This window comes from Mesorhizobium sp. M0923, from assembly GCF_040319365.1.
Classification (GTDB): domain Bacteria; phylum Pseudomonadota; class Alphaproteobacteria; order Rhizobiales; family Rhizobiaceae; genus Mesorhizobium.
Genome location: NZ_JAMYNW010000006.1, coordinates 341,110 through 358,940, shown reverse-complemented (window position 1 = coordinate 358,940; position 17,831 = coordinate 341,110). Strand labels below are relative to the sequence as shown.

Here is a 17,831-nt window from a genome sequence, read left to right as displayed (position 1 = left end):
CCGCTCGGCCGTCAGCTCCGGCCGGTTCAGGTAGCCACGCGCAACCCCCGCCCCGCCGATATAGAGCTCGCCCACCGCCCCGAACGGCACCGGCGCACCATGAGCGTCCAGCAGGTAGATCCGCGTGTTCGCAATCGGACGGCCGATGGGAATCGAGGCCAGCCCCCCGACAGCGTCTGATATTGCGAATGTGGCACATCCAACCGTCGCTTCTGTCGGACCATAATGATTGATCAGACGCACGTTCGGGAAATGCTCTTGCCAAAACTGCATGTCTGCCGGGATCAAGGCCTCCCCACCGACCATGAGCGCTCTGGTCGGGGCTGGTCCCTTGTCGGCTTCAAGCCGCTTGTTCAGCAGGCTTAAATGCGAAGGCGTCAGCTTGATTAGATCATAGGTCTGACCATCCTCTAAACCAGCAAGCGCATGTATTTGGGCAATGGGGTTGACAAGACGAAGCTTGGCGCCCGCCAACAAAGGCCCGAACAAGGTCGTAACGCCAGCATCAAAGCTGAACGACAGCAGCATGGGCGAACCGTTGCCGGTTTCTTCGTAATGGCTGCGATCCGACCAATGCAAATAGTTGACCAGACTTCCATGCTCGACCATGACGCCCTTTGGGGTTCCGGTTGAGCCAGAGGTGTAGATCACATAGGCGAGATGGCGCGCGGTGAGGCCAAGGGCGCGCGGCTCGGGATCGCAGGCCGGCAGCTCGGCCCAGGTGGGAGTGGCCGTCTCCAGATCGACCACCGTCACATCGACAAGCGCCTCAGGGCCGAGCGCCGCGCGTCCGGCCGCATCGCAAACTAGCAGCCGCGGCGCGGCATCCGCGAGGACCTGCCGCAGCCGCGCGCAGGGATAGGCCGGGTCCAGCGGCAGATAGGCGCCGCCGGCCTTCAGGATCGCCAAGACACCCACCACCATCGCCAGGCTGCGCTCCAGGCAGATCGCCACTGGCTGATCCGGCTTCACCCCGAGCGCGATCAGATGATGGGCCAGCCGGTTGGCCCGGGCGTTGAGTTCGCCATAGGAGAGCGCCTCGTCCTCATGGACCACCGCCACCGCCTCCGGCGCCTGGCGCACCTGTTGCTCGAACAGCTCGTGGATGAAAAGATCCGACGGATAGGCCGCCGCCGTCCGGTTCAGATCCTCCAAAAGGTAGGTCCGCTCCTCGGGCGACAGCAGTTCAATCCGGCCGACCGGCAGCCCGGCATCGGCAACCACAGCGCACAACAGATTCTGCAAATGCTGCGTCATGCGGTCGATCTGCTCCGGTGCCAATCGACTTGCATCAAAGTGCCATCGAAAGCTCCCATCCAGAGCGCAAAGCTCGAATGTCAGCAAATCACCGGATAGGGTTGTCTCAGAACTCGCGTTCGAAGCTAGATCGCCAGCGGCAGAACAACTATCTGCTGTAATCGTGATGCCAAGCGGCCAGGGCCGGTGCGACCGTAGCGCCTCCACACCTCGCAATGTCGGGCAGCGCGCGATAAGATCCCGGGCAAAGCTAGCGTGCGCCCTCAGCTGAGCGAATTCGGCCGCCACCGCTTTGCGCATTTCCTCAAAATCATGTGCAAGATCAATGGTAACTTCCATCGGCACGACAGAGGCGATAAGCACCTCCACCGCTTTCAAACCGGCTTGCGATCTATCCGATGCAGGCGTCCATCCCAGTTGAAGCTCTGTTTCTCCCGCGATACGGGCGAGATAGATCAGCCAAGCCGTTACCAGGTATTCCGTGCGATCATGTGGCGCCAGTTTAGCCAAAGCACTTGGAATGAACCACGAGCTCGACTGCCATCTGTGCGGCGCTTCAGCCACGGACGCCGATAGAAAAGGAAGCTGCAATATTTTAAACTGCTCAAGCCGCTGTCGCCAAAAATCCTCTGAAGGCGCCAGCTTTTCATGGGCGGCAGTTATGCTCCGCGCCTGATCACCGCTCAAAATTGGAAGGCGATAACCTTCATCCAGATTGAAGTTCCTGGCGAGTGCTCGCGCGTCCAGCAGCTGACCATCGGGGCCGCCAAAGCAAACATCAACATCCTGCGCACCCGTCGCCACACGCCAGTGGCCGGAGTGGATTTCAAGCAGGGAACCCGCCGGAAGGCCCGAGCGTCGAGGCAACACCTCCAAGCGCCTGACTATGACAACGTCATCACCCACGAAAGCCTTGGGCAGACACAATCGATTGGGATTATACGGCCCAAAGTCTAGTGCACGGGTCATCGCTGACAAATCTCGCGCGGATCGATCCCATCGCAGACAGCCTGCCGCATCTGGGCGTCGACGTCTCGGAAAATAGCTTCTGTCGACTAGCGCCTGCGGACGAGCAGTAAGCTTTCCCTTCGCCAAGCCAGTTAAAAGCTCGCGGAAGCCCTCGACCGCGGCTTCATGACATCTGAGGTTCAAGCTCAACGCCGTGTCGGTGGGCGCAATTAACACTTGGCGCCTAACCACCAGCTCACCCGCATTAACACCATCATCGATACGATGCCACGTGATGGCATACTCGCTCTCCTGGGCCAGCAGCGCCCAGGACGTCGCGTGAGTTCCTGCATATCGTGGCAGTGGACCGTCGTGGTAATTGAAAGCACCTTGTCGGGCTCGCCCAAACATGTCCGGTGGCAATATAAGCGGATTGGCAACGGAGAAAATGCAATCCACCGGCTCGGCCTTCAAACGAGAGCAGAGCTCGTCAACACTCGCAATACAGGGGATATTGGCGCGAGCCGCCCACTCTGCGAATATAGCGTCGCCACACAGCGCCGCGCCAATGAGGTGGCCCATCTCCATTGCCAGCTGCGCGCACCTGACTGCGAGCGTACCACGGCCAACAAACACGCTAGAGGAGATTGATTGGGCTGCAGGGCCTTGCCCAGTCCAATCGCCTGTTTCGTAAGCGCTTGCGCGCTTCGGTGAAGACTGACGTGCCATCTTCACCCCTCGGCCAGTCCATCCACTAAGCTGGGCAGTTCCCGCCCTAACCGCCGCGCCACATAGCGGCCTAAACCTGTCACACTGGTTCGGATTTGCTCGGGAGTAACCGCGCTGAATGCTAATCGAATCCGGCAGTCTTGAGAGTTATCCAACGCAAAGAAGCTCATCGGCATAACAATGACATTGTCACACCTTGCACACTCGTCCACGCTGTCCGCGCCAAACCGGAAAGGAAGGTCAAGAGACAGGAAGAAGCCGCCAGAGGGTCGATTCCATCGAATCTGCTCCGGGAAAGGCGAAAACACACTGTCCAGCTGACGCAACATGACGTCGCGATTTGAACGATACCAATCCAGCGCGGGGCGAATCCAGCCACGCAAGCTTACTGCCTGCTCGATCAAGAGTCCCGCTACAATCGCTTGTGTAATATGGCTTGTATTGAGGGTAATGAAACTCTTGAGCTGGACCAGGTTTTCCCAAAGTGCCCGGCAAGCGCGCGCGTCTCCAAATATTGTATCGGGCAGTGTCGCAGCTCCCACGCGGAGAGCTGGGCTCAAGGTCTTGGAGAATGTGGACAGGTAAATAACACTTCCTGCCTCATCCAAAGCGGCCATCGGAGGGATCTCATCACCTTCATACCGAAATAGCCGATATGGATTGTCCTCCAGAACGATAATCCGATTTCTTGCGCACACTTGAAGGATATCGCATCGTGAGGCCTTATCGAGGACGCGCCCGGTCGGATTGTCAAAATCGGGAATGAGGTATAGAGCGCGGGCCCTCCGACCATTCCGGCGCAATTGTAGGACGGCGAGTTCGACTGCCTCTGCAACGCAAGGCGCTGAGTTGGACAATGCTGTAACGGCGACCCTTGCGGCCTTACCTGCACCGGTCGCACCAATATACGTGGGATTGCAGACTAGGAGCACATCCGCAGCTTCAGGGCACAGCGCGGCGAGGCAGAGTGCGAGCGCTTCCTGGCATCCTGAGGTGATCAGTACGCGATCCGCCCTCGCGGGAACCCCCTCATCAGACCGGACCTGTTGCGCAACGAGCTCGCCGATAATGCCGGCGGTTCGTCCATACTGCAGCAAGTGCGACAATAATTGCCCGCCCCCGTGACCGCCAGCTGAATAGCGTTCATATACCACTAGCGCATTCAACAGCACCTGGGGGTCGAGCTTGTCGAAGAACCGCTCACTCGGTCTGCCAGACGCCAGCGAGACTGCCGAGGGAAACGTGCTCGAGACTTCGTTCAAAAATTTCATAACTGAACATTGCGATCTGTGATCCAACATCGAACCCTGCGTAGGACTATCGGCGGGCTGAGGACCACACCAGTCTCAGAGCGACGACATCATTGAGGCCCAAGGGCTCACGCATTTTCACGGCTTATTCGCCAGAATGATCAAACTGATCAAAAAGGCACCCATCGTTTGATTGATGAATCCATCCTGCGCGCCTGAGTGCATGTCTTCGAAGCTGAGCCGCCTCTCAAAGCGAGAGGACTCGGATCCTATGAAGTTGGCAAACTGCGTCCACGCACACCTAGAGCTGACCGGATTTTTGGTAGTCATGAGACGATTTCTCCTCAACCGCGACCCAGATACACCATGACCGTGCAAGTGCCGTGCCAAAGGAAAATCATGCCAAAACAATTAAGTGGCGCTACTAAGATGACTAGTGTCCGACATTGTCGGACATTGGACGCCAGCATCTGAGGAAGGCTCGAGTTTGTCGCGCGCGTGCGGGTTGTCGGACAGGACGCTGCCAGGTTCAGGCCAGAAGCTCTAAAGGGGTCAGAACAAGATTAGTGCGAAATCGTACGTTTAGCTGAGAAACTCTTCTCCAGATCGGTGCTCGTTCCCAAAATTGCGCTCTAGGTAGCATTTCCTGCCTAATATTCGGTACAGGCGGTAAACTACGGAAAACATGCACAATTTCGGTTAGCGTACGATTTCTCACTAATCTTGTTCTGACCCCATAGAGGTGGGAGCATGAGGAACTGTGGGGCAGTCACGTTGCGGCCGATCAAACGGGCACTTTCCGTGGCGCGGTTCCGGCCCGTTCAGAGAGCCTCCGCCACCAACCGCCCCACAGTTCCTCATGCTCTCCGGATCTGGTGGCACGACACGTAAACGACAACTCCTGAGGCGATCATACCTTGCGCTCCGCGCGCATGATCCTGACCAGACGATCGGGATCCCACCGCTTCAAAGCGCGTGAACCTGACCGGCTTGACCTGCCCCCTGTCAGCGGCGAAACCGCTCCAGACGCCAGCGCCTGTTTTTTCCGTTGGCATGTTAAATGCAAGTCATCGACAAACGCGCTCACACTGAGCAGAAATTGTCCCACGACCACGCAAAAATGGACCATTCCCGTACGCGAGGCTACTCATGTGTAATCAGGCTGTTAGCAAGCTTATGGCTTGATCATTAAATTGGCTGCGTCACCTAAACAGAAGGACTCAAAAAAATGACTTATCCCGTGGGTTCGCCGTCTGATGGCTCTCTGAAAGTATCTATCGAGGCAAATGGCCATCATGACCCTCGATTACACAGCATTGATCACATAGCTTTGGCGGTTCATAAACTAGATGACGCTATCCACCTGTTTCAAGATGTCCTTGGCTTCAAGCTTAGGCGGCGTTTGCATATAAAGGGTAAGAAGACTGGGATGGTGTGTGCGGACATGGTTCGGAACGACATGTGCTTTGTACTTTGCCAAGGCACAGAGCCAGAGTCGCAGGTGTCTCAACTTGTCCAAAATTACGGGGTAGGTCTAGCTCATGTTGCATTAGCTGTCGACGATGTGTCGGCGGCGGTCAATACGCTTAGAGCGCGGGGATTGTCGTTCGACACGACCATTATTGAGGGACCTGGCCTAACACAAGCATTCTCTTCTCGATGCCCTAATACGGGGATAAGCTTTGAACTCATCCATCGGAACGGAGAGGAAGCATTTCTTGAAAACAACGTACAAGAGCTTTTCGAGCAACTTGAGCAGGCTGGAAAATACTGATCGAAGAGGTGTGGTCCCCTCGGTTTCTATAGCGATGCTGGTGATCCGACTTCAGGCGCGCCCGCCGGCCTACCAGGGTCCCGCAAGACTGATCGAAGGTGGCATTCCGACAAAAGCGATCGTAGCCTAGTCGCCGTCTCCAAATGCGCCGATCACCTCACTCTCTACAGACTGCCAAAAATCTGCAAGCGGCGAGACATCGCTCTCGACCGTTTGACACTCGCGGACTGGACCGGCCGTGCCGCCTGCACCTGCGCCCCGAGTGACCTGAATGCGCTCAAAGCGATGGTGCTTTCGCGCGAAGCGGAAAATGCCTATCTGCGCCAGATCATCAGAGGATTGCAGCGCCAGCGGGCCGACGCGCCGAAACACTTACTGAAGATCAGCTTCTCCTCGGGCTTAAAGAAGCCGAACAGGTCGAGGCGAACGAACTGGACGAAAAGGAAAGCGTCACCTGATCTGCGCCAGGCACGGTGACCTGATGTGGTGGACGGCCTCCGCTCCCGGCATCGCAATGTGCCAAAGTGTGGCTGTCGAAAGTCACATGAGGGAGAGCCGTCCATGGAGAAGATTACCACAATTGGTCTGGTATCGCCAAGCAGGTGTTTCAGGTCCACGGGGTCAATGGCGCTGATGCTGTCGTTGTCCGTCGCAAGCTTCGCCGCGATGATGTCGCTGGGTTCTTCAAAGCATTGCCGCCGTGCCTAATCGGCATCGAGGCTTGCGCGACGGGGCACCACTGGGCTCGGGTTCTTATGTCACTGGGTCACGACGTTCGGCTGATGCCTGCATCCTACGTCAAGCCATATGTAAAGTGAAGCGGCAGAAGAATGATGCGACGGATGCCGAGGCGATCTGCGAGGCGGTGGCCCGGCCGACGATGCGCTTCGTTCCGGTGAAGAGCGAGGAGCAACAGAGCGTACTGATGCTGCATCGGGTCCGCGAGCTCTTGATCCGGCAACGGACAATGCTGGTGAACGCCTTGCGCGGCCACCTGGCGGAGTTCGGCATCGTACCCGCCAGGGTGTTGCTGGCGTCGGAATGCTGATCGCGTTGGTTGAAGATGATGATCACGATCTCATCTCGCCGCTTGCGCAGTCGGCGCTTCTTCCGCTGATCGGGCAATTGCGGGAAGTGCACGAGAAGGTCAGCGAGATGGATCGCCAGATTCATGCCTGGCATCGCTCGAATGAACTGAGCCGACGCCTGGAGACAGTTCCGGGAATGGGCCCGATCACTGCAAGCGCTATCGCCGCAACCGTGACAGACGTAGCGCTCTTCAAATCCGGCCGGCAGCTGGCGGCCTGGATAGGTCTGGTGCCGCGGCAGAACTCATCGGGCGGCAAGGACCGTCTCGGCAGGATTAGCAAGCAGGGCGATCCTTATCTCCGCCGCCTTCTCGTGGTCGGTGCCCATGCCGTACGCCGCTTCAGCCGAACAGGAAAAGCGCCATCAACTCGCTGGGCGGCCGATCTTCTGATGAAGAAGCCATACAACGTCGTCGCCGTCGCCCTGGCGAACAAAATGGCGCGGGTCGTTTGGGCGCTAATGATGTCCGGACGACGCTTTGAGGCTTCGGCCGCCGTTTGAGCAGTCGAGAAGGATTGCCGAGATTGGTGAGGCGCTGATGGTGTGATGACGGACGGTCGAGCCGGGATCGGACAAACCCGCTCAGTGGGTGCCGCTTAAAAGCGCGTTGACCTTTCTGGGATCCGATCAGCGGACTTCATCAGGGCCAGCGGCAACAATAGGCCGCACTCAAAGGCCGAATACATGCCTGCATCCGACCAATCTGGCAGCAACGTCAGAAAGCCCTTGCCTGCGGAGGCCAATGGTATGGACCCCGCCCTCCAGGCGAGGTGAAATCTCGAACGCCAACTGCAACGAAGGAGGATGTCATGCAGATCGTTCGAATAGGCCTGGATCTAGCGAAATACGTCTTCGAGGTTCACGGTGTCGACTGCCACGGGAAAGTCGTCGTGCGCAAAACGCTACGCCGCGATGCGGTAGCCCCCTTCTTCGCCAATCTGCCACGATGTCTGGTCGGCATGGAAGCCTCGAACGGAGCGCATTATTGGGCAAGGGTGCTTTCCGATCTCGGCCATGAGGTTCGGCTGATCAGCCCTCAGTTCGTGACGCCATACGTCAAGTCCAACAAGAACGATCGGAATGACGCTGAAGCGATTTGCGAAGCCGTAGGCCGCCCGACGATGCGTTTTGTTCCGCCGAAATCAGCCGATCAATTGGCGATTCAAGCGGTTCATCGCATTCGCAGCCGTCTGGTTGCAGATCGGGTCAAGCTCGTTAATCAGGTTCGTGGACTTCTAGCCGAGCATGGAGTGGTCATTGCCCGCGACATCCCACGGCTGCGCCGGGCCCTTGCTGAAATTACGGGGGGCAGCGACGATGGTCTCAATGAATTGGTGCGGGTGCTGATCCGAGAAGTGCAAACGGAGTTGGCCGAACTGGACCAACGCATTGCATCTTATGATCGGCGGGTTCGGGAGCTCTTTCGCAACAGCGCACTATGTCAACGGCTTGGAAAGATCGAAGGTATCGGCCCTGTGACCGCGACAGCCTTGATCGCTGCCGTAGGTGATCGAACTTGCTTCAAGAACGGCCGCCAGTTTGCGGCATGGCTCGGTCTCGTGCCGAAACAACGATCCAGTGGAGGGCGAGCCCGCCTGTTCGGTATCAGCAAGCGCGGCGATCGCTATCTGCGCACATTGATGATCCATGGCGCTCGCGCTGCGCTCGGCAAAGCAGCGGGCAAGCAGGATCCTCGAAGCCTTTGGCTTAGTAAGTTGCGGCAAAGGCGGCATCCCAATGTCGCGGCTGTCGCGCTCGCCAATAAGAATGCGAGGATCGTGTGGGCCATGCTCTCGGGCGGCACAGTCTACGAGCACGCACCATCGGTGAAAGCAGCTTAAGGCGAAGCGGCAAACGAAGGAATAACAGAAGGAGGTCTCACCCCAGCAATTGCAGCAAAATGGCAGGAGATGGTGAAACGGTCATTCCGTCGCTTCCCGAACCTGGTGTGTGGACCGGCTTGGCTTCGGCCAATGTCTAGGGGCCGATGAGGTGGAAGCCCGCGAAAATCCATCGGGGCTCGCGGCGACGACGTTGTCCAGCCGCATCAGGAAGCCGGATATACGTCAGCAGTTGTGACCGACGATCTTGATCTAGCCGACCTGTTGCAATCGGGCGGGGTCCATATACGTCCATACATGCCACTGAACTTTCATCCAGCGGCGATTATCCTCGGCCGTTTCTGTTACGCCGTGGCGCGCGTTGAGCAATCGGCGAAGACGCAGCGTACCTCCACCGCCCGGATCGCCACGGTATCGCCTTTAGGGGGTCAGAACAAGATTAGTGAGAAATCGTACGCTAACCGAAATTGTGCATGTTTCCGTAGTTTACCGCCTGTACCGAATATCAGTTTTTAGGCAGGAAATGCTACCTAGAGCGCAATTTTGGGAACGAGCACCGATCTGGAGAAGAGTTTCTCAGCTAAACGTACGATTTCGCACTAATCTTGTTCTGACCCCGGGTTACATCCATGCCACGCACCCGCTGGATGTCTGCCAGATCGATCACACGCTTACCGACATCAACTTCGTTGAGGTCGTCGACGGTGGTGGAACCTTCATCGGCCGCGCATATCTTACGATTGTTACCGACGTGGCGACGCGCTGCATTCTCGGCTTCTGCCTCACCCTTGAGAAGCCGTCGGCGCTGTCGGTCGCGCTCTGCCTCGCGCAGGCCATGTGTCCAAAGGAGGCATGGTTGGCCACGCTCGACATCGAGCACGGGTGGCCGATGTTCGGTCGACCGCGGATGCTTGTGACCGACTCCGCCAAGGAATTCAAAGGACATGCCTTCCAGCGTGGGTGCGAGGACTACGGAATTCGCATCCGCTACCGCGATCGCGGTCGCGTCCATCAGGGTGGTGTGGTCGAAAGGCTGCTCGGGAAGCTCAATGCCGTTCTCGCGACGCAGCCCGGCTCGACAGGCAGATCCGTGGCGGACCGCGACGAATATCCCGCAGAGCGACGAGCCCGTCTAAGCTTCGCCGATCTCGAGCGATGCCTCGCACTCGCGGTGATCGATCATAACCTGCAGGAAAACGCGAAGACGCTGAAGGTGCCGGCCAGAGAGTGGGAGCGCCGGGCGCGCAATCTCCCGCGCTTCGACGATGATGCCATGCGGGTCCTGCTGGCATTCATGCCCGGGAGGGAGCGACGCATCTCGCCGCAAGGCGTCAGCATGTTCGCCCTCGACTACTATTCGCCCTGGCTGGGCGGCCTCGTCCCGCAACGAGACCGCCTGGGAAGGCTCGAGCTCCGATACGATCCTCGCGACATCAGCCACGTCTATATCCGGGATCCGGAGACGAGGGAGTTCCGGTCCGTGGGGCGGCGCGACGGAATGCTCGCTCCGATGACGTTGTGGGAGCGCGAAGCTGACCGCTCGCAGCGGCGCGCCGCAAACGCGCGAACGGATGTCGAAAAGGTGACGCTCCGCCGACGGATCGCGGAGATCGCCGGTGGACAGAAGCCGTCGAAGATCGAGCTGCGCAATGCCGTGCGCAAAACCCACGCGGCAGTGGCGCCCAAGCCCTATGATGCGATGCGTCCGGCGACGCCGGCGCCTGCCGAGCATCCCGGACGCCAGAAACGCCGTCTGCCGGTCGAGGAATGGTGACGTGGCGGACCATCTGCTCGACCAGGTTCGCCCGTATCTCAACCGCAGCACGGAAGAGCGTATCTGCTACATCCAGGCGCCGCGATGGATCGGACATCAGGTTGCGGTCCAGGCGCATGAACGCCTTGCCGAGCTGATGGGTCGGCCGCCGGCGTTGCGGACCCGAGGCCTGATGTTGGTCGGGCCCTATGCCAACGGCAAGACGATGATCGCGGAACGGTTTGCGGTAGAGCACCTGAAAACGTCCGAGCGGCAAAGAGTGTGGGGTGGTGCAGACGCGCGAGGGCGCCGGCCTTGCCCATTTCTATATAAGCGTCCTGCAGGCATTGCGCGCGCCGACCGGCAGTAGCCGGGATGTCGGCCGCAAGGCCGAGCAGATCGACCATCTGCTCGACAGCCTGAAGCCAAGGATCTTGATCTTCGACGAATTCCACAATGCTCTTCGCGGCCGGGCCCGCGACGTCGAGGCCGTGCTTGCCTTCCTGAGACGGATCGGGCGCCAGTTCGACATTCCGCCGGTTCTGATCGGGGAGGTCGCTGTCTACGATTTCATCAACCAGACCGCCGAAATGGCGACCCGGTTCGATTTGCACGCGGTGCCGCGCTGGGAATATGGCGAGGAGTTCCTCGCGCTGCTCGACAGCCTCGAAGCCGCCTTGCCACTCGCTCGCGTTTCCGATCTCTCGGATGAACCGATGGCGCGGATGATCTTCCAGCTTTCCAAGGGACTGATCGGCGAGACCGTGGCGATCGTCTCGGCGGCGGCCTTGGCCGCGGTGAGGTCTGGTACGGAGCGGATCACGAGATCTGGGCTCGAGGCGCTGAACTACAGTCCGGTCTCGAAGCGCAGCCGGGCGCCGGTGCGCGATTGCCTGTTGTGAACGGTGACGCGACCGGCGCGGGCTTCGCCATCGAGATCCGCGAGCGATACGGCGACGTCGCTCGGGATCGGTGGCCCGTGTCCGTTGACCCGCTTCCGGATGAGCTGCTGTCGAGCTGGCTCCACCGCCTTGCGATCGCCAACGGAATCGCGCCGCGGGCGTTCGCCGGCGTCCTCGGGCTTGGCGACGGGATGTGGTCGCCCCGCCTCGACCTTCTGCTTCCGCTTGAGATTGCGGCTCTGCTCCTTGATCAGTCAGGCGTTCCGCATGAAGCAATCTCACCGATGGCGACGACTGGCTGCGCGTTTACGCCGCTCCTGCTGCCGCTGCGCGAGAACGCCCACCGGAACCGTTCAACCTGGATGCAGTATTGTCCCCGGTGCCTTGCCGACGACGATGCGCCGTATTTTCGCCGGCGGTGGCGACTGGCGACGCGGATCTCCTGCTTCGTGCATGGTTGCGGTCTTCGAGATCGATGTCCCGCCTGCCGCCACGGGATCGCCACCTTTGACCAGGTCGACCTTGTGCCACAGCATTTCTGCGCACGATGCGTCTTCGATCTGCGCGGCGCTACGAAGGTGCCGATCAAAACGGCGGCCCGGCGCCTGGAGCGTGCGGTAGACGACATCTGCAGGGTTGAGGCGATCAAAGGATCGCCGGCGACCAGCGATTTGGTTCCGCGTCTCCTGCGCGCGCCGAAGGCCATCGATGCGGGCCCGGCAAAGAGCCTGACAAGCCTGTCGACATCAGCGCGCATCCGTTGTTTCGAGTTGCTTGCGGCCGGACCATTGGATTGGCTGGTCGCCGGCCAGGATGCTGTTGCGGCGCACCGGCGCCGGAGCATACTGGCCGCAGGCGGCCATGACGGATTGATTGCCGGCCTCGCCGACTTCCTGGCCAAACATCAGAAGCGGCCGAGATCCGATCGCCCGACACAGCCGAGTGCTGGTCTTGCCGATTTGCTGACCGCCTATCTGCGCGTGGCGGGCGATCGGACCGCGTCAAAGCTCCATCGCGACCTTCCAGCTCAGCGAGCCTGAGATCGGCGCCGGGTCCTCTACTCGTCCAGGACGACGTCGGCGGCGTCATCGCCGCCAACCGAAAACCCCGGCATGATGTCGCCGGCCAGCAGCTTGTCCTTCGACAGCAGCCCGGCATCCTCGAGCGCCTCGAAGTCCGGCAGGTCGCGCAACGTGTCGAGACCGAATTCGAGCAGGAATGCTTTGGTCGTGACATAGGTGTAAGGCGCGCCCGGCGTCGGGCTGCGCGGGCCGGAGGCAATCAGCTTCGCGCCGCGCAGGTGGCCGATCAGGTCGCGAGAAATCTCCTTGCCAAAAAACGACGACAGTTCGGCGCGCGTGATCGGCTGGAAGTAGGCGATTGCATTCAGCACCAGCACCTCCGACTGCGTGAGATCACCCGCGCGTTCATTGCCGCCAACGGCCGTGCCAAATGCACTGCGGATGGCGTCGGCGTAGGCCGGCCGCGTCAGATGCCGAAAACCGCCGGCGACGGCGACCAGGTCGTAGGGGCGGCCGCGCAGGTCCTCGCGGATGTCGTCGATGAGGAGATCGATGCTGCAGCTTTTGCCGACGACGCGCGCCAGCATTTCGCGTGTCACTGGCGGCAAAAATGGTCGCCTCGACGCGGTTCATCCATTCCCGCCAGCGCACCTCTGCCGGCAGATGGTCAAGCTCCCGATCAAACAAATGGTCATTGGAACGGCGGTCGCCGGGCCGATCGTCATCTGACCGGCCTTTGCCTCGTCTGGCGCGCGCGCCCTCCACCATCGGCTACAGCCCGTAGATGCGGAATGTGGCGCGGCCCGACAGCTCGCGCACGGCGCCGAGACCGACCAGTCGGTCGAACAGGCGGCGCAGGCCGCGGTCGCTCATCCCGGTGCTTTTGTCCCCGCGCCAGGCGACGAGCGCATCGTCGTTCAGCAAATGGTCGACGACAAGGTCCGCACCCTTCGCCCTGAGCTTCGGCGCGACGGCAAGCAGCCGTTCGGCGCGGCGGCCGAGCTCGGCCGACAGGTCGATGGCCCGCAGCGCGGCCCGCGCCTGCGCCACGAGCAGGCCCTGCACTCTCTCCCTGCCCGGCACCTGGTTCCTCTCCGTCAGGCTGGTTGTTTTCGGTCGCACGCCACGCGTGCTCCCGCCCGATGCAGGCTGCGTTCCGAGCAGCGGCACCGCATGTGGCCATCCCAACCTTTGCGCGAGCAGGGCGTCGGCGAGCCAAGAGTCAAGATGGCGTCCGAAGCCGTGGCGCGCAGTAGCCGCGAACGCGCCGGTCAGAATCCCGACCACCCCTTCGCTGGTGGAGAGCTGCCGAAGCTCGTCCGCCAGATCGCTGACTGCTTCGTCGTCGCCGGCGTCGCCAAGCTCTTCCTGCACGGCGGCAAGGCCTGCCTCCGTCAGCAAATCATCCGTGGGTCGCGCCGCCAGCAGACGCCAGGCGAGCAGAAAAGACCCGGCGGGCCCGACATCGTCGCCCGGGCGAGTGAGGAGCAAAGAATCGCGCAGTGCGGCCTCGTCTTCGGTGCGCCCCGCCTGCCGCGCCATCGCCGCGGCCGCCGCGAGCGCCAGGCGCTGCCGCCAGGCGCCGGCCCATTTTCCGCCCCGGCGCACCACGGCATCGAGCGCGCCGATCGCGGCTCCAAAGGCGATCGCGGCATCTTCAACGGTTTGCGCCGTCTCGACTGCCTTGCGCAGCCAGGACGGCACCGGTGCCGCATGCACGATCGGCTGGGGGCCGAGCGGCAGGCCATGAAGGACAGGAGACGGTTTGGGGCGAAGAATCATCCTCGGCAGCATGACTAACGGAGGCGCTTTTGGCAACGAAGATGCCGATAAACCGCCGCGCTTGTCGATGTCCTTTTATGTCCGGTAAGCTTGCCTTATCGGACATATGCGCCTAGCCTGCCAAATCATGGAAAATCCCCCGGCCAAAGCCACTGAAAACGACCTCTCGGACGCGGACGATCTCGACGGCGATCTGCCCGACATCGTCGATCTGGTCATGGATATGGGCGCCTCACCCCCCGCCCCGCGGGCGCCGTCGCGGCTGGAAGCCCTCGTCGAGACCGCGACGGCCTACGCCAACGCCGCCAGCTCCGACAACACGCGGGACGCCTACGCCAAGGACTGGCGGCATTTCATCTCCTGGTGCCGTCGGGAAGGCTTCGACCCGACGCCGCCCTCGAGCCAGGTCATCGGCCTCTATATCGGCGCCTGTGCCTCAGGCACCGCTGCCGGCGATCCGAAACGCGGCCTGCCCTCGCTCTCCGTGGCGACAATCGAGCGGCGTCTCTCCGGCCTCGCCTGGAACTTTACCCAGCGCGGCGTGCCAATGGATCGCGCCGATCGGCATATTGCCACCGTGCTCGCTGGTATTCGCCGCAAGCACGCCAAGCCGCCGCGGCAGAAGGAAGCCGTGCTCGGAGACGACATCAAGGCGATGGTCAATACGCTCGGTCATGACCTGCGCGGCCTGCGCGACCGGGCGATCCTGCTGCTCGGCTTTGCCGGCGGCCTGCGGCGGTCCGAGATCGTCGGTCTCGACGTCGTCCGCGACGACGACAGCGACGGTGCCGGCTGGATCGAGATTTTTCCCGACCAGGGCGTTTTGGTGACGCTGCGCGGCAAGACCGGCTGGCGCGAGGTTGAGGTCGGCCTCGGCGCATCCGACCAGACCTGCCCGGTCGCCGCGCTCGAGAGCTGGATCCGTTTCGGCCGTATCGCGAGAGGCCCGCTCTTCCGCCGCATCTTCAAGGACAACAAGACCGTCGATGTCGAGCGGCTCTCCGACAAGCATGTCGCCCGCCTGGTCAAGCAGACCGCACTCGCCGCCGGCGTCCGCTCCGATCTTCCGGAAGGGGAACGTGCGCTGCTGTTTGCAGGGCACTCGCTGCGCGCCGGCCTTGCCTCTTCGGCCGACATCGAGGAACGCTACGTGCAGAAGCAGCTCGGCCACGCCTCGGCCGAGATGACCCGCAAATATCAGCGCCGTCGCGATCGGTTCCGGACCAATCTCACCAAGGCCAGCGGTCTTTGAATGGCCCCTCCCCTCCCCCGATTGAAGCGGCTACGCGACGGTTGGAGGGGCAGGATTTCCAGCTTAGAGTTTCAATTGAAATCGGGAAGTAAAACCGACAAGCGGACTTGCAGGCGACTTTCTCCCGCGCGTTGATCACGTCGATAAGTCCCCCTTATCGACAGTGATTGATCTCGCCGCCCAAATCAGCCAGAATCGTCCTCCAGATGCCCGCTGGAAACGGCCCGCGCGAGCCGAGAAGCAAGGCGCGGCTTTTTACCGCGCAAAAAGGGCGCCCGGCATGAGCGAAGAAAAACCCGTCCGCCTGCCCGACCCCGCTTCCGTCGAAATCGTGCTCGCATCTCTGGAGGCGCAGTCGGCCGACGCCGAGCTCGCTACTGCCCTCAACACGGCCTTTCCGGGGTTTGCCTTCACCGTCGTGACGATCGACGATCCCTATTGGTGCAACCCTCACGCTGTTGTCGCTGCCGACGGCACGCGCCACGGCGACCACCGTGCCTGGATCGAGAGGGGGCTGGCCGAACTCAACGGCGATCTCACCGCCTTCTGGAACCGGCATCGCGCGGACGGGACAAAATTCGCCGAATGGCGCGGCGCCAGCGCCTTCGCCTTTGCACCGACCGGGCCAGGCGTCGCCGACTTCGTGCAACTCTCGCTCGGCCGCGAGATCGAGGTCCTGGCCGGCCCCGTAGTTGATGCCGACTACCGCCCCAACAGCGTCGACCATCTCTTCGAGCCGACCTGGGTTTCTCGCGACTCCGCTGCTGAGGCGCAGCAGCTCGCAGGACCAGTCTACCGGCTGCGCGGCCGCGCCGGCGGCGGCGTCGCCCACATGAGGAGTTTCCTGGCGCGCCGGGCGCGCATCGACAAGGAACAGCGCGAGGCAAGCCGTCCCGAGCTGGAAAACCGCATCATCCATCAGGTCGGCCCCCACGGCACGCGCGACACCGCGTTTTTAGACGCCAATCCGGACTGGTTCGATTTCGTGCCGCGCGAGAACCGCTTTTTTGCCGACTGGGAGCGGTCGAGCGCTTGCGCCCGCCGCATTTTTGACCATTGGGCCTTCGACATCCACGATCTTGAGCATCGTGGCCGGCGCGAGATCGGTTTTATCCCGCTGCCGCTCAAAATGCCCGCCGAGAAGCTGTTATTGGAAGAAGGCATTTCGGTGCACCGCCTGATGGCGCGGACCGAGGCGATCGACGCCGAGATTGGCCTGCCCTTCGCCTGGTTCTTCCTGATGACCCACGGCTACTGGGTCGATCCGGACGTCGGCGAGGCGATCGCTGAAGGCCTGCGCCAAGGACGGGTGCGTTTGCCCCATCGAGACGCCGCAGTGCTGCTCGCCTGGGCCGACCGGCGCTATCTGTTCTGAGCGGTCGCCATGGATGCACGCCTGCCAAAGCCCGTACCCGACCCAAGAATCCGGCGTGCGGAGGCGCTCGCCGCGCTGGATTCGGTGCTGCCCTTCGACCGCCGCGACCGCTTGGCCGAGCTACTCTCCGACGACGATGTCGAGACGCTGCGCCACCTGGCGAAGGAAGGTTATCGGCGACAACTCTCTGCGCGCGCTTGCCTCCGACCTCGCCTATCTCGAGGCCTGGTGCCAGGCCGCCGTGGATTCTTCTCTGCCCTGGCCGGCGCCGGAGCCGCTTTTGATAAAATTCGTCGCGCATCACCTGTGGGATTTTTCCAAGCGCGAGACCGATCCGAGCCACGGCATGCCCGAAGACGTGTCGCAAAGCCTGCGCGCGCAAGACCTGTTGCGGAAAATTGGCCCGCACGCGCCGAACACGGTGCGCCGATGGCTGGCCAGCTGGTCGACGCTGACGCAATGGCGCGGCCTCAAGGCAAGTTCAACGCACCGGGTTTGCGCAGCGCCCTAAAACTCGCTGTCCGCGCCAGTCCGCGGCCGCGCGGTCGCAAGAGTCAGAAATCAGTGACAGCCGACATTCTGGGCGCGGTGCTCAAAACTTGCGTCGGCGAGCGCCTGCCAGACTTGCGCGACCGCGCCCTGCTGCTCGTCGCCTTCGCCTCGGGCGGCCGCCGCCGCAGCGAGGTTTCGTCCCTGCGCGTCGAGCAGATCGTTGCGCAGGATCCGGTCCCGGCCGATCCGAAGGATCCTGAAAGCCCAACATTGCCTTGCCTGAAAATCCAGCTCGGCCGAACGGCATTCCGCTGTCCGAAGCCATGCAGCAGTCGCAGCACCGCTCCGTGCAACAGGCATCGCGC

Annotated in this window: 9 protein-coding genes and 5 pseudogenes; 10 read left to right on the top strand and 4 right to left on the bottom strand. The window is 61.4% G+C overall.

The window, feature by feature from the left end; all coding sequences use genetic code 11:
- Together NKH89_RS13750 and NKH89_RS13745 are read right to left on the bottom strand one after the other, a co-directional pair.
- A partial coding sequence (locus NKH89_RS13750; protein WP_352909096.1) for an amino acid adenylation domain-containing protein occupies positions 1–2,787 on the bottom strand: 2,787 nt, incomplete at its 3' end.
- Between the two features lie 149 nt (positions 2,788–2,936).
- Positions 2,937–4,205 (bottom strand): aminotransferase-like domain-containing protein, encoded by a 1,269-nt coding sequence (locus NKH89_RS13745; protein ID WP_352909094.1) that lies wholly within the window; start codon positions 4,203–4,205, stop codon positions 2,937–2,939.
- Positions 4,206–5,412: 1,207 nt separating this feature from the next.
- Here NKH89_RS13745 and NKH89_RS13740 point away from each other — a divergent pair.
- The 7 genes and pseudogenes from NKH89_RS13740 (at position 5,413) to NKH89_RS13710 (ending at position 12,583) form a co-directional block, all read left to right on the top strand.
- The gene (locus NKH89_RS13740) at positions 5,413–5,958 is read left to right on the top strand and encodes a VOC family protein (RefSeq protein WP_352706559.1); all 546 of its coding nucleotides are present in this window, start codon (positions 5,413–5,415) and stop codon (positions 5,956–5,958) included.
- Positions 5,959–6,037: 79 nt separating this feature from the next.
- A pseudogene (locus NKH89_RS13735) lies at positions 6,038–6,219 on the top strand (IS66 family transposase); the annotation flags it as partial.
- A 300-nt stretch (positions 6,220–6,519) separates the two neighbouring features.
- Positions 6,520–7,548, top strand: a pseudogene (locus NKH89_RS13730) (IS110 family RNA-guided transposase).
- 308 nt (positions 7,549–7,856) lie between these two features.
- Entirely contained in the window at positions 7,857–8,888 is a 1,032-nt protein-coding gene (locus NKH89_RS13725) for an IS110 family RNA-guided transposase (RefSeq protein ID WP_352909092.1), read from the top strand.
- Between the two features lie 442 nt (positions 8,889–9,330).
- Positions 9,331–10,662, top strand: coding sequence for a TnsB C-terminal domain-containing protein (locus tag NKH89_RS13720; RefSeq protein ID WP_352909090.1), 1,332 nt, complete (start codon positions 9,331–9,333; stop codon positions 10,660–10,662).
- Between the two features lies 1 nt (position 10,663).
- Positions 10,664–11,543 (top strand): annotated as a pseudogene (locus NKH89_RS13715) (TniB family NTP-binding protein).
- Between the two features lie 77 nt (positions 11,544–11,620).
- On the top strand, positions 11,621–12,583 hold the full coding sequence (locus tag NKH89_RS13710) for a TniQ family protein (protein ID WP_352909088.1): 963 nt from the start codon (positions 11,621–11,623) through the stop codon (positions 12,581–12,583).
- A gap of 17 nt (positions 12,584–12,600) precedes the next feature.
- Here NKH89_RS13710 and scpB read toward each other — a convergent pair.
- Both scpB and NKH89_RS13700 read right to left on the bottom strand, forming a co-directional pair.
- Positions 12,601–13,333 (bottom strand): annotated as a pseudogene (gene scpB, locus NKH89_RS13705) (SMC-Scp complex subunit ScpB).
- 3 nt (positions 13,334–13,336) lie between these two features.
- The gene (locus tag NKH89_RS13700; RefSeq protein WP_023803913.1) at positions 13,337–14,359 is read right to left on the bottom strand and encodes a DUF1403 family protein; all 1,023 of its coding nucleotides are present in this window, start codon (positions 14,357–14,359) and stop codon (positions 13,337–13,339) included.
- Between the two features lie 115 nt (positions 14,360–14,474).
- Between NKH89_RS13700 and NKH89_RS13695 the strand changes: the two genes are divergently transcribed.
- The 3 genes and pseudogenes from NKH89_RS13695 to NKH89_RS13685 form a co-directional block, all read left to right on the top strand.
- Positions 14,475–15,599 (top strand): tyrosine-type recombinase/integrase, encoded by a 1,125-nt coding sequence (locus NKH89_RS13695; RefSeq protein ID WP_023803914.1) that lies wholly within the window; start codon positions 14,475–14,477, stop codon positions 15,597–15,599.
- 280 nt (positions 15,600–15,879) lie between these two features.
- Positions 15,880–16,974, top strand: a complete 1,095-nt coding sequence (locus NKH89_RS13690) for a hypothetical protein (protein ID WP_023803915.1) — start codon at positions 15,880–15,882, stop codon at positions 16,972–16,974.
- A 9-nt stretch (positions 16,975–16,983) separates the two neighbouring features.
- A pseudogene (locus tag NKH89_RS13685) lies at positions 16,984–17,769 on the top strand (site-specific integrase); the annotation flags it as partial.
- Positions 17,770–17,831 lie beyond the last annotated feature (62 nt).